Here is a 12,815-nt window from a genome sequence, read left to right as displayed (position 1 = left end):
AGACCCTCAAGGTGCCTGCGTAATCAGCAAACGCGCGCTTGTCGAACAGATGTGTTTGCGCAGGCGAGCCGGCGGGATAAGGGGGCGGCATGGGTAGAGAGCCTGCACAATCCTATCTGATCGCGTTGGGGTCCAATCGGCGGCACCACCTCTATGGCGCGCCGAGGCAGATCCTGCGCACGGCGATGGAAGAGCTTGCCGTGCTCGGCACGGTCGTCGCACGCTCCCCGGTTATCGCGACACCGCCGATGGGGCCGGCCCAAAGGCACTTCGCCAACGCAGCGGCATTGATCGTCAGCGAGTATGATCCGGACGCGCTTCTGTCTGGCCTGCAGCAGATCGAGCGCGAGTTCGGGCGCAGGCGCTGGCGGCGCTGGGGCGACCGTGTGCTCGATCTCGATATCGCGCTGTGGAGCGGGGGTGCCTGGCGTTCCGACACGCTCACCATCCCTCATCCGGGGTTGCGCGAGCGCAGCTTCGTCCTCGGCCCGGCAAGGGCGATAGCGCCGCAGTGGCGCGACCCCGAGACCGGCCTTTCCGTCTCGCAGCTATTTGCGCGCTTGACCAAGTCGCGCCCCACCCCTAGGTGACGCGCCCTGTGCCCCGCCCAATGGGGGCGGCACATCAGGTGGGCCCTTAGCTCAGTCGGTAGAGCAACTGACTTTTAATCAGTAGGTCGCAGGTTCGACCCCTGCAGGGCTCACCACCTTTTTCAATCAGTTCGAACCCGGTGTTGGATCGGCCAAGCTGGAACAATGTCGTTGTCATAGCAGCCAAGGCGAGCAGATTCACCGGATCGCCCTTCGGCGCCATGCATTGTCCAACTGATGCCTCCTCCTGAGTAACATCAGACAAACGAAAGCGCTGAACCATGTGGAAGATGGCAAAGGCCTACTCTGTCGCCAAGCGAGAAATTGCCGATTTCCTCGGTGCTTCGGAGGACCTTCTGCATCTCCATGCAGGCCTCCTCATCTTCTTTGCTGCTGCGTTGGTGTTCCGCAGACGCATGCGTTCGCGCGTCCCGATTGCGCTCGTCTACGCCTTTGCAATCGCCAACGAGCTTGTGGACGCCATGTCGCCAGGTAGCAGCGCAAACAGGTGGGAGTCTGCGGTAGACATCGTCAATACGGTGTTCTGGCCCACCTTGCTGTTCCTGCTCGCTCGTCGGCGAGCCAAGCCCGGAGATGCCGACAGGACAGCATGAACGGCTCGGTCCCAGCCGCAGCCTCAATAGCGATCGGAAACGAGAACTCCGACTAGCTGCGGCTGTCGAGCCACTGCGCGAATTTCACGCCGCCGGTGATGAGGAACGGTACCAGCACGATGCTGAGCACCACCTTGGCGATGATCTGTCCGACCAGCAGGTTGGCGATCGGGAAGAGGCCATAGAAGGCGAGCGTGATGAAGATCACGGAATCGATCGCCTGGCTCAGCGCGCTTGCGATCGCGCCGCGGACCATCAGGCCGAAAGTCCCGCCATCGCTGCTGCCGCGCAGCTTCGAAAATATCCAGATGTTGAGCAGCAGAGAGACGAGATAGGCCGCAGGTCCGGCCGCCCAGACCCGCCAGACGGTCGCGTGGACGCGTTCGAACGCGGCGAGGTCGTCGGCGCGCCCCTCCAGCATCTCGGTCGAAGCGGGCAGGTTGAGCACGAGCTGCATCAGCAGCGATGCGATCAGCAGAGGAACGAAGCCCCACCACACGATGCGGTTGGCGATCTGCTGGCCGTAAAGCTGCGAGACCGTGCTCGAAATGACCACCAACAGCAGGAACGCGAAGATTCCGGCTTCGACTGCGAGATCGGTCGGCGGCAGTTGCACCTGCTTGAACGCGAGCACGCCTGCCAGGACAGTCATCCCGCCATAGAGGAGCATGTAGACGAAAAGGCCACGCGGCATGGCAGCGGCGGCGAGGGCCTTCTCGTTCGAAGGAGCGGTCTCGGTAGCAATCATGGAAAGTGCCTATTGCCAAGCTTGTGAAAAGAAAAGCCGTGCGTGCATCGCTCCTGTGCATTGGGACGGTGGGCATCGGACGCCGCGATATTTGACTGGCGCGCAACAAAGCGCGACAGGGGCAGAACAATCTGTCGATTCCCGGCATCGAAGGGGTCTCATGCCGTCTTTCCTTATCAACATCGCGGGTATCTTCGCGATCCTCCTCATCGCTTTCCTGCTTTCCAACGGGAAGAAGCGGATCAAGCTGCGCGTGGTCGGTGCCGCTTTCGCATTGCAGGCGCTGATGGCGCTGCTCGTATTGCGCACGCCCTGGGGGGTGAGCGCGATCCAGTTCCTGTCGAACGGGGTCATCGCGCTGCTCGACTATTCGAAGGCGGGTATCACCGCGATCTTCGGACCGATGGAGAGCAATCCCTTCGCCAACACCTTCGTGATAGCCGCGCTGCCGGTGATCATCTTCTTCGCCGCGCTGGTCTCGATTCTCTACCACTGGGGCATCATGCAGCGGCTGGTGCGCTGGGTCGGCGGTGCGATCGGCTGGATCACCGGCGTGAGCAAGGTCGAGGCGCTGGGAAGTGCCGCCAATATCTTTGTCGGCCAGTCGGAAAGCCCCCTGGTGGTGCGCCCCTATCTCGCCGCGCTGCCGCCCTCGCGCCTCTTCACCCTGATGTGCGTGGGCATGGCGGGTGTCGCGGGAACGATCCTCGCCGCCTATGCCAGCTTTATCGGATCGGAGGCCGTGCCGTTCCTGCTCGCCGCCGCCTTCATGTCCGCGCCGGGTGGTATCCTGATGGCGAAGATCATCTATCCCGACGAGATCGACGGGGACGACGACGCGGACCTGGCCTTGCCGCAATCGCGCATCAGTTCGGAAGGCCCGGCAGCGATTACCGAGGGCGAAAGGCCGCATGAGGTAGAAGTTGCCGAGACTTTCGAGGAAGGCCATCGCCCCGCCAATGTCATCGAAGCCGCCGCACAGGGCACTCAGACCGGCGTCAGGCTGGCGGTCGCGGTTGGCGCGATGGTCATGGTCTTCGTCGCGCTGGTCGCGCTCGCCAACGGCATCGTCGGCGGGATCGGTGGCTGGTTCGGCTATCCCGACCTCAGTTTCCAGCAGATGCTCGGCTGGCTCTTCGCGCCGGTCATGTTCCTGATCGGCATTCCGTGGAGCGAGGCGGGCACGGCTGGCGGTCTGTTCGGCACCAAGATCGTGCTCAACGAGTTCGTCGCCTTCATCGAACTGGGACAGCTGGAGACGCTGACGGGACGCAGCCGTGCGATCGTGACATTTGCCCTGTGCGGTTTCGCCAACTTCTCATCGATCGCGATCCAGATGGCGGTCACCGGCGGGCTCGCCCCCAACCAGCGGCCTGTCATCGCGAAGCTGGGCCTGCGCGCCTTGGCCGCTGGCAGCCTTGCCAATCTGATGAGCGCGGCGCTGGCCGGCCTCTTCCTCCCTTACTAAAACGCTCGCGGCGTATTAAAGGCGCAAGCCATTATGACCGAATCCAACGATATCGCGGTTGTGTCACTCGACCAGCCGCTCGAGAACATTGCCGACGAGCTGGGCCGCAGCTTTTCCGAATACGGTTTTGCCGTCGTGCGCGACCACGGGATCCCGCAGGAACTGATCGACCGCGCCGAAGCGAAATCGAAAGCGTTCTTCGACCTGCCGACCGAGACGAAGCTCAAGTACAAGATCGAAGGCGGCGGCGGCGCGCGCGGCTACACACCGTTCGGCACGGAGAAAGCCAAGGACGCCGAGATCTTCGATCTCAAGGAGTTCTGGCACGTCGGGCGCGACCTGCCCGAGGGTCACCCTCTTTCGGAGTTCATGGCCCCGAACATCTGGCCCGAGGAAGTCGACAGCTTCAAGGACACCTTCAGCACGCTCTATTCGGCATTCGAAACCGCTGGTCTCCGCGTGCTTGAGGCGATTGCACTGCACTTGGGGCTGGAAAGAGATTACTTCGCCAAGACGGTCGAGGACGGCAATTCGGTCATGCGTCTGCTGCGCTATCCGCCGCTCGGCGACGATGCCCCCGACGGTGCAATTCGCGCTGCCGCGCATGGCGACATCAACACGATCACGCTCCTGCTTGGAGCCGAAGAGGCCGGGCTTGAACTGCTGACGAAGCAGGGCGACTGGAAAGCCGTCGAAGTGCCCGAGGGCGCGCTCGTCATCAATGTCGGCGACATGCTCGACCGGCTGACCAATTCGAAGCTGCGCTCGACCACGCACCGGGTCGTGAATCCGCATGGCGCGGCGAAAGACCGGTCGCGCTATTCGATGCCGTTTTTCCTGCATTTCCGACCCGATTACACGATCGAGACGCTGGAAAGCTGTATCGAACCCGGCCGCGAATCCGAAGCGCCCGAGCCGATCTCGAGCCATGATTTTCTCCTCCAGCGGCTGCGCGAGATCAATCTCGCCTGACTATGGCGGGGCGGCCTGAGGATAAATTACGAAAAAGCCAATTTATGTTGCACTGCGGCAACACGGCGCTCAACCCCTAGGTTTTCCTAGCGTAATTCGGGGTATCCGAGGTCCTGCAGAGGCCCCTTGTCACAAATCCGACATAAAGTTTCACGCGCTCGTCACAAAACTGCCTTCTGAGCGCAGCGCCGCTTCCCTAAGGGGAAATCAGGGAATCGTATTAGTCACCCATTCGTGATCAGGGACACTTGGAACATGAAAATCAAATATCTTCTGGCAGCGAGCGTGGTCAGCCTTGCTGCCGCCGCCACCGTTGCGACACCTGCTGCAGCGCAGCAAATCACTTCGGGCGTCGAAGGCCGCGTCGTCGACGAAACCGGCACCCCACTGTCTGGTGCGACCGTTACGGTTACCGATACGCGTACCGGTCAGACCCGCACGCTTCGCGCAGATGCCGACGGTAGCTTCCGCGTCGGCTCGCTTGTTCCGGGCGGTCCCTACACCGTCACCGCGACTGCCCCTGGTTATGAAGGCCAGACGGTCGAAGGTCAGTTCATCACCGTTTCGGGCAACACCAATTTCACCTTCGAGCTCGCTTCGGCCGCAGCAGGCGCCGGTGAGAATGTCATCATCGTCAGCGGCGCGCGTGCCAATGTTACGCAGCTGGCCGTCGGCCCGGGTCTGGCATTCGGCGAAGAAACGCTGGAAGCATTCCCCTCGCTTTCGCGCGACGTGCGCGACATCATCCGCCTCGACCCGCGTGTCAGCCTTGAGCGTGACAATGAAGTCGACCGCATCTCCTGCCTCGGCGGTAACGATCGTTCGAACACCTTCACCGTCGACGGTATCGTCCAGGCCGACGTTTTCGGTCTGAACGGCACCCCCTTCGCAGCGCGTAACTCGCTGCCTCTTCCTTACGACGTGATCCGCGAAACCTCGGTCGAGTTCGCACCATTCGACGTCGAGTACTCTGACTTCACCGGCTGTCTCGTCAATGTCGTGACCAAGTCGGGCCAGAACCAGTTCCACGGTTCGGCATTCTACACCTTCTTCAATGACTCAATGCTCGCCGACAGCATCATCGATGGCGACGGGGACGTTCAGCCCCTTTCATCGGGTAGCGAGAAGCGCTGGGGTGCAACGCTGGGCGGCCCGATCATTCCCGATCGCATTTTCTTCTACGCAGGATACGAAGAAACCGACCTTGGCGATGCCAATGACGAAGGCCCCTTCGATGCCGGATTCGCCAATGGCGTAGAAGGCATTTCGCAGGCGCAGTTCGACCGGTTCGCGCAGATCGCGCAGAATGTCTACGGCCAGGATGTCGGCGGCTATCCGCGCACGCTCGCAGAATCGAGCGTCCGCTACTTCGGTCGCCTCGACGCCTACATTTCGGATGACCATCGCCTTGAAGCGACCTACCAGCGCCTTGAGGAAACCAACGTCGAGCCGGACTTCGGCGGTGACAACCTCACCGGCCTGAACTCGTTCGAAGATGAAGGTACGAAGTCGGACTACTATTCGGTCCGCCTCTACTCCGACTGGTCGGACAAGATCACGACCGAACTCCGTCTGAGCCGCTCGGAAGTGGGCGACATTCAGGGCCCGGTCGGTGGCGGCGAAGCGCAGTCGGACAACCCGATCGTCCGCCTGGCAGTTGGCACATCACAGCCCGGCGATGACGGTATCCTCGGTACTGCCGATGACGAGTTCGGCGTTCTGAGCACGGGCCCGGGCATCTTCCGCTCGGCCAACCAGTTGGACACGCAGATCGATCAGGCGAAGTTCCAGGTCAACATCGATGGCGGTGATCACCAGTTCAAGATCGGTGCTGAAGTCAATGCACTCGAAGTCTATAACCTGTTTGCCGTAAACGCGACCGGGACGCTCTACTTCTCGAACCTCGACGATTTCGAGAACGGCATTCTCAGCCAGGGCACGGAATTCTTCCCTGATGCGGAAGAGATTTTCAACGGCGATGCCTATGGTGCAGACATCAACGCCACGCCGACCGGTGACATCAACGAAGCGGCAGCTCGCTTCAAGCGCACCATCTGGTCGTTCTACGCCCAGGACGAATGGCAGGCGACGAACCAACTCTCGCTGACAGCTGGTATGCGCGTTCAGCTCTATTCGGGCGACGCACCGCGTACCAACCCGCTTTTTGCTGAGCGTTTCGGCTTCACCAACGCCAATTCCTTCGGCAAGCTCGACCCGGTCCTTCTTCCGCGCTTCGCTGCGACCTACGAGTTCGACAACGAGGGCTTCCTCTCGAACTCGCGTCTCACCGGCGGTGTCGGCATCTTCTCGGGCGGTGATCCGGTCGTCTACTTCTCGAACGCCTTCTCGAACAACGGCTTCTCGACTGCTCTGGGCACCTCGCTCGATTGCGGTGGGGCATTCCCGACTTCGGCTCTCGACGGCAGCGGCAACTTCGCCGGCTTCCCCGCCTGCGTCACCGCAGGTGGCAGCGCCGACGCAGCTGTGGGCAGGGGCGACACCCAGTCGACCGACCCCGAGTTCGACGTTCCGACGGTTGTCCGTGCAAACCTCGGTTTCTCGAGCACCATCGGCACCGAAGGCGGCTTCTTCAGCGACTGGAAATTGAACCTCGACTACATCTACTCGCGGTTCAACGACACTCTGAACTTCGTCGACCTGGTCCAGGCGCCGAACCTCAATGAAGGACTCGACGGTTTCACCGTCGATGGTCGTCCGATCTACGCTGCGCTCGACCCGCTTAAGGCTGGTTGCAACGCAACGCTGGCCTATCCGGGCGGAACGCCTCCCGTCTGGGAGAACCTGTCCCCGGTCTGCTTCGGCACCGGCATCGACGACTTCATCCAGCTGACCAACGGTCCGAGCTACGACAGCCACAGCGCGTCGATCCTGCTTTCGAAGCGTTTTGGCGGCATGTTCACCGATGGTGGCAGCACGAACCTTCGTTTCGGCTATGCGTTCACGGACTCGAACAACAATCGCAACGTCGGTTCGTCGACCGCAACCTCGTCCTATGACGTGACCGCAGCCTTCGATCGTCAGAACCCGGCTGTTTCGACCTCCAACTACGAAACCCGCCACAATATCACCGCTTCGGTGTATTTCCGCGAGGAATTCTTCGGTGACTACGCAACGGGTCTCGGCATCTTCTTCCGTGCACGATCGGGCCGTCCCTACAGCCTGACCTTCGACGGTGGTGGCGTGTTCAACGACAGCTCGTCGGGTAGCGATAATGCGCTGCTCTATGTCCCCACGGGCGTGAACGATCCGAACCTTTCGGCAGCATCCGATCCGGCTGCGGTTCAGGACCTGATCGACTATGTGGCCGCTTCAGGCTGCGAATACACGCCGGGAGCTTCGATCAAGCGCAACACTTGCCGGAACCCGTGGCATTACGACATGGATCTGCGCATCAGCCAGGAACTGCCGTTCATCGGGAAGCTGACCGGTATCGCGGATGACCGCATCGAGCTGTTCGCCGATTTCGACAACTTCCTCAACTTCCTGGACAGCGGCTGGAACCGCCTGAAGTTCCGCAACGAGTTCCTGGACGTAGTGGACGTAGATGTCGACAATGACGGAACCTACATTATCGATGGTTTCAATCCCGACGATCAACAATTCGTCTCGATCTCGAGCTCGGCCTGGAAGCTCCAGGTTGGCGTTCGTTACGAGTTCTGATCCCGCAAGGGTTTTGAACCTGAAAAAACAGGAGCGGCGGGGCCTTCGGGCTCCGCCGTTCTTGTTTGCGCCAGGGCCGCGGGGTCAGGCGGCTTCGAGGAACTCGCGGGCCAGCTCGAAGCGGACATCTTCGTCCACTTCGCTGCTCAGCGCGCGGGCAAAGGCCGAGGCGCGCGAACCCAGCTCGTCCTCGCCAAAAATGCCGGCCGATCCGGCGAGCTTCTGAACGAGCTTTCCCAGCTCGGACCCTTCGATGCCCGTCAGCCTGCCGGCGCGCATGGCCTCGGCGACCGCTTTGATCGCTTCTGCCCGTCGCTGGCGCCAGACCTGATGCAGAGCAGCGTCATGCAGCGGCATCTCGTTCTCGGCATCCAGGTTCGCCTCCACCTGTTCAGCCACCGCCGCAGCGCGCCGACCAGTTCGTCGAATACCAGTGGCTTCGCCAGATGACCCTGTATTCCGGCATCGCGCGCGGCGGCGACGTCTTCGGGAAAGACATTCGCAGTAAGCGCGATGATAGGGAGTTCGGTAGGCGTGAACCCTTCGCCACGAATGATTCTGGTCGCGGTATAGCCATCGCAACCCGGCATCTGGATATCCATCAGCACGAGGTCGAACGGCTCACCCCGTGCGTGCGCAGCGAGGACGGCTTCTACGGTTTCATAGCCGTCGCAAGTAGCGCTGACATGCTGGTGGCAGCGCTCCAGCATCTCGGTTGCAAGCAAGCGGTTCACCGGGTGATCTTCCGCCAGCAGGATTCGCGATTTGCGAGGGAGCTGAACGCGTGATTCGACCGGCCTTCTACGGCGAGGTTGCGGCACCGGGGCGCATTCCACCAGAGGCAGCGCAAGGCTGAAACGCGAGCCTACGCCCGGGGTGGATTCAACCTCGAGCGTGCCGCCGAGCAATTCGGCCAGTTGCCGGCTGATCGAGAGACCGAGTCCGGTTCCCCCGAACCGCCCTGCCGTGTCGTTTTCACCCTGATCGAATGGGTTGAAGATACGCTCAAGACGGTCGGCACCGATTCCTATTCCGGTATCTTCGACGGTCAGCACAAACTGCTCCGGATGGACGTCCATGCTGACGCTGATCGTGCCGTCTGGCGTGAACTTCACGGCATTGCCGATCAGGTTGAGCAGGATCTGTCGCAGTCGCAAACCATCGGTGAGGACGCTGGGCGTAGCTTCGCCTGTCTCGCAGACGAGTGTGACGCCTTTCTTCTCCGCCGCCGGCCGGTGAAGGTCGGAGCATTCCTCGAGAATTGTCGCCGGATCGGTCGGTTCGGGGTTCACCGCGATCTGGCCCGCCTCGATCCGCGAGAGGTCGAGAATGTCGTTGAGAAGAAGCATCATCGAACGGCCAGACTGGACGATCAGCTCGGCGTGACGTTCCTGTTTTTCGTCCAGTTCGCCCTGAAGCAGCAATTCGGCAAAGCCCAGCACGCCATTCATGGGCGTGCGGATCTCGCGGCTCATGTTCGCCAGGAACTCCGACTTGGCATAGGCGGCATTTTCCGCGTGCTGGCGCGCTCGCACCAGCTGCAGTTCGAGCTCGACCCGTTCGGTCACATCGCGCGCAGAGACGATGATGCCCTTGATCTCGCCCGTTTCGGGATTGCGGGCAGCCGCGCAATCGGCCTCGATATAGACCGGCTTGCCATCTTGGCTGTCGTTGTAGCGCCGATAGGTGATGCGGTCCTTGTCGGTCTCTCCTGAAAGCAGCCGGCTCTCCGCCTCGAGAATCTTGGCCCTGGCATCGGTATGCATCCGGGCGCTGGCGCGCGAACCGACGAAGATTTCAGGCGCTTCGTCGAGCACGTCGGCGACCGACGGGGAGGCATAGGTGCACACGCCCTTGCAATCATAGAACAGGACCGCGTCCGAGATGTTTTCTGTCAGCAGGTCGAGTTCACGCGTGCGAGAGGCGAGTTCCTCGATCAGCCGCGCGCGGGTGCTCAGGGCCGCAGAAACAGGCAGTCCGATTATAAAGATTGTCGCCACGAAACACTGCAGAACGATGAGTTTTGACGTCTCCGTTCCGCTGATGAGCGCCAGGGGTCCAAGGTCGAGCGAGGTAAAGAAACTCGCGATGATCGCCGTGGTGAAGACAGACAATGCGGTGCAAAGCGCACCCAGGCGAAAGGCCTGGAAAACCACGACCAGGGGCGCAAAGAACAGCAATGGATATTGCGTCTGCGTGAAGATCATCACCGTTGCGACTATCCCGAAAGCGCTGAGGGTAAGCCATTCGACCAATTCGCGCTGGCTCGGCTGTCTGCGCTGCGCCCATGCCTCGCCGATGACCAGCCCGGCGGGTGCCACGATCGCCATGCCGAGCCCATCGGTAACAGACCATTTCGCCCAGGCCGCCAGCCATCCTGCTGACGTGCCCTCCAGAATGAACGCCGCGGGCAGCGCAGCGATCATCGGTGCGATGACGGCCGCCAGAATGACGAAACGCGCCAGATCGCCCAGATCCTGCATGTCCGGGATCTGTTTGCAGAACCGCCAGGCCAGCAGCAGCGCGAGGATGATTTCGATCGAATTGCAGCTCGCCAAACCTGCCGCTCTCGCCAGATTGTCGCCTGCGAAAAGATTGGCGCCGATATTCCCCAGCCAGCACATGGCCAGCAGCAATATTTCCTTCCCGAGGCGAGCGCGTAGCAGGTAGGCGACTGCAATCGCATTCGGTATCCAGACCGCTGCGATCCGCCCATCGCCGCGGGTCAGCGAAATCGCTTCATAGGCTATCAGGCCGAACAAGATGCCACCCAGCATGCAGAATGCCACGTCTCGTACGTGTTGCTGCCAAGCGTTCTTTACCTGTGACGGACTGATATCTAGAGGTTTCATCGCATTGCCCTTCGCAGCAGGTTATAGAGAGATCGGGCCTGTCGCGGGCGCTGAGCGCGAGAAAGAAAGGAAAGCAATGCCGGCGCAGAGCTATTCGGATCGCAGACAAAAACCCCGGTTGGGCATGATCGTGGCGATCGTGCTGTTGCACGTTGCGGCGCTTTATGGGCTCGCACGCGCCTTTGCGCCGGACATGACCGCGACCGTTGAGCAGACGGTGGTGTCTGCATTTACTGTCAACGTCACCGCACCCGAGGAAGAGACGCCGGTCACCGAACCGGAGCCCGACGAGGGGGCTCAAGGTGACCCGGGCCGCGATGCGACGCCCAAGCCCGTGACGGCCCCGACGCCTCGTGTGCCGGTAGAGAAGCAGACGCCCGTGCCGCGAGCGTCTTCGACCGGCGCGGCGACAACCTCAGGAGCGAGGGATGAAGGCGAGGGCACCGGTGCGGAAGGTCAGGGCCTCGGTACCGGCAGCGGCCGGTCGGGCGGCGGGCGTGGCGGCGTGGCTGCGACCAAGCCGGTACTGGTTCGCTCGATCACCGATGCCAGCGCTTTTCCGGTCCCGCCTGGAGGCCGTGAGGCACGCATCGGTGAATCGGTGATCGTCAAGCTGACTGTGTCGGCACAAGGCCGCGTCACGGCCTGTTCGATCTATCGCCCCAGCCCCTTTCCGGAAACCGATGCAATGGTGTGCCAATTGGCGCGCGAGCAGGTCACTTTCGAACCGGCGCGCGATGCCGACGGGAATCCCGTGGCAGCGCCTTTCTATTATCGTCAGCGCTTCTTCAACTGACATGCGGCTTGCGGCGTAGTAGCATGCCTTCAGGAGCGGCGGGGTATTGACGATGGGGCGCATTCAGCCGGTAATTTTGTGTGGTGGCTCGGGGACGCGGCTCTGGCCGAAGAGCCGACCAACCCGGCCCAAGCCGTTCATTCCCCTGATCGGGGAGCGGACGCTTTTCCGCGAGGCTGTCGAGCGTTGCGGAGATGGCGCCATTTTCGCGCCGCCCTTGATCGTTGCAGGTCCGAACCACGTGCCACTGATCGAAGAGCAAATGGCAAGCGGGGAAGATCATGCAATCATCGTCGAGCCCTGCGCGCGCAATACGGCAGCCGCGATCGCGCTTGCTGCGGCGCGGCTCGAGCCGGATGCGGTGATGCTGGTGTGTCCGAGCGACCATCATATCGCCGACGAAACGGCATTCGCCAAGGCTGCTGAAGAGGCAGCGGTGCTGGCGGCGCAAGGCTGGCTGGTCAGTTTCGGCATCGCGCCCGACCGCCCCGAAACGGGCTATGGATACATCCGGCGGGGCGAGCCTCTCGATACCGGTTTCAAGGTCGATGCCTTCGTAGAAAAACCCGATCTTGGACGGGCGCAGGGGTTTCTTGCCGATGGCGGCTATGCCTGGAACGGCGGCATCTTCGCTTTTCGTGCGGGCAGTCTGCTTGACGAGCTTGCGGCGCACCGACCGGCAGTGGCTGCAGCGATCCAGGCAAGCGTGGAGCAGGGCGAGGAGAGCGGCTCGCTATTCCATCCCGATGCAAAAGCATTCGGAAAGATCGAAGGCGAGTCGATCGACTATGCGGTCATGGAAAACACCGCGCGGGCCGCGATGGTGCCGGTCGACATGGGCTGGTCCGACATCGGGAACTGGGCAGCGCTGCAGGATGCATTGCCGCAGGACGGTGAAGGCAATCATTCCTCGGGGCAGGCGGACCTTGACGGATGCCGCAATGTCCTGACGATGAGCGACGGCCCGCGCATTTCGGCCGTAGGGGTCGAGGATATCTGCATCATCGTCGATGGCGACGAGGTCCTGGTGACGACCCGCGACGGTGCGCAGGTCGTGGGCAAGCTACCGGGCGCGAGCGCAAAAACCTGAACGC

10 protein-coding genes and 1 tRNA gene are annotated in these 12,815 nt (G+C 61.8%); 8 read left to right on the top strand and 3 right to left on the bottom strand.

The genetic code is table 11. The features are described 5' to 3' along the window. Window positions 1-89 precede the first annotated feature (89 nt). The 3 genes from folK to CCE89_RS04720 all read left to right on the top strand — a co-directional run bounded on the left by folK (window position 90) and on the right by CCE89_RS04720 (window position 1,204). Window positions 90-590 (top strand): 2-amino-4-hydroxy-6-hydroxymethyldihydropteridine diphosphokinase, encoded by a 501-nt coding sequence (gene folK / locus CCE89_RS04730; protein WP_086436816.1) that lies wholly within the window; start codon window positions 90-92, stop codon window positions 588-590. A gap of 40 nt (window positions 591-630) precedes the next feature. Continuing rightward, window positions 631-706, top strand: a tRNA-Lys gene (locus CCE89_RS04725). A 165-nt stretch (window positions 707-871) separates the two neighbouring features. Continuing rightward, the gene (locus CCE89_RS04720; protein WP_086436815.1) at window positions 872-1,204 is read left to right on the top strand and encodes a hypothetical protein; all 333 of its coding nucleotides are present in this window, start codon (window positions 872-874) and stop codon (window positions 1,202-1,204) included. A 52-nt stretch (window positions 1,205-1,256) separates the two neighbouring features. On the opposite strand, the gene CCE89_RS04715 is transcribed toward CCE89_RS04720, so the two are convergent. Further along, the gene (locus CCE89_RS04715; protein ID WP_086436814.1) at window positions 1,257-1,952 is read right to left on the bottom strand and encodes a queuosine precursor transporter; all 696 of its coding nucleotides are present in this window, start codon (window positions 1,950-1,952) and stop codon (window positions 1,257-1,259) included. Window positions 1,953-2,112: 160 nt separating this feature from the next. Between CCE89_RS04715 and CCE89_RS04710 the strand changes: the two genes are divergently transcribed. The 3 genes from CCE89_RS04710 to CCE89_RS04700 all read left to right on the top strand — a co-directional run bounded on the left by CCE89_RS04710 (window position 2,113) and on the right by CCE89_RS04700 (window position 8,073). Next, window positions 2,113-3,420 carry a NupC/NupG family nucleoside CNT transporter gene (locus CCE89_RS04710; RefSeq protein ID WP_086436813.1) on the top strand — a complete coding sequence of 436 codons (1,308 nt, stop codon included), beginning with the start codon at window positions 2,113-2,115 and terminating at the stop codon, window positions 3,418-3,420. A 33-nt stretch (window positions 3,421-3,453) separates the two neighbouring features. After that, window positions 3,454-4,392: an isopenicillin N synthase family dioxygenase gene (locus tag CCE89_RS04705; protein WP_086436812.1), complete on the top strand. Its 939-nt coding sequence runs from the start codon at window positions 3,454-3,456 to the stop codon at window positions 4,390-4,392. Between the two features lie 255 nt (window positions 4,393-4,647). Beyond that, on the top strand, window positions 4,648-8,073 hold the full coding sequence (locus CCE89_RS04700) for a TonB-dependent receptor (protein ID WP_086436811.1): 3,426 nt from the start codon (window positions 4,648-4,650) through the stop codon (window positions 8,071-8,073). Window positions 8,074-8,157: 84 nt separating this feature from the next. On the opposite strand, the gene CCE89_RS04695 is transcribed toward CCE89_RS04700, so the two are convergent. Both CCE89_RS04695 and CCE89_RS04690 read right to left on the bottom strand, forming a co-directional pair. Next, window positions 8,158-8,352, bottom strand: coding sequence for a hypothetical protein (locus tag CCE89_RS04695; RefSeq protein ID WP_086436810.1), 195 nt, complete (start codon window positions 8,350-8,352; stop codon window positions 8,158-8,160). Beyond that, entirely contained in the window at window positions 8,334-10,925 is a 2,592-nt protein-coding gene (locus CCE89_RS04690; RefSeq protein ID WP_086436809.1) for an ATP-binding protein, read from the bottom strand. The genes CCE89_RS04695 and CCE89_RS04690 overlap by 19 nt, the downstream gene beginning before the upstream one ends. A 76-nt stretch (window positions 10,926-11,001) precedes the next feature. Here CCE89_RS04690 and CCE89_RS04685 point away from each other — a divergent pair, with 76 nt between their 5' ends. Both CCE89_RS04685 and CCE89_RS04680 read left to right on the top strand, forming a co-directional pair. Continuing rightward, window positions 11,002-11,721 (top strand): TonB family protein, encoded by a 720-nt coding sequence (locus CCE89_RS04685; protein WP_086437017.1) that lies wholly within the window; start codon window positions 11,002-11,004, stop codon window positions 11,719-11,721. Between the two features lie 52 nt (window positions 11,722-11,773). Further along, complete coding sequence (locus CCE89_RS04680) at window positions 11,774-12,811, top strand: mannose-1-phosphate guanylyltransferase (protein ID WP_086436808.1); 1,038 nt, start codon at window positions 11,774-11,776, stop codon at window positions 12,809-12,811. Window positions 12,812-12,815 lie beyond the last annotated feature (4 nt).

This window comes from Altererythrobacter xiamenensis, assembly GCF_900177715.1.
Lineage (GTDB): Bacteria > Pseudomonadota > Alphaproteobacteria > Sphingomonadales > Sphingomonadaceae > Erythrobacter > Erythrobacter xiamenensis.
Note: the sequence above shows the minus strand (reverse complement) of the source record. Positions and strands in the feature narration are given on the sequence as shown.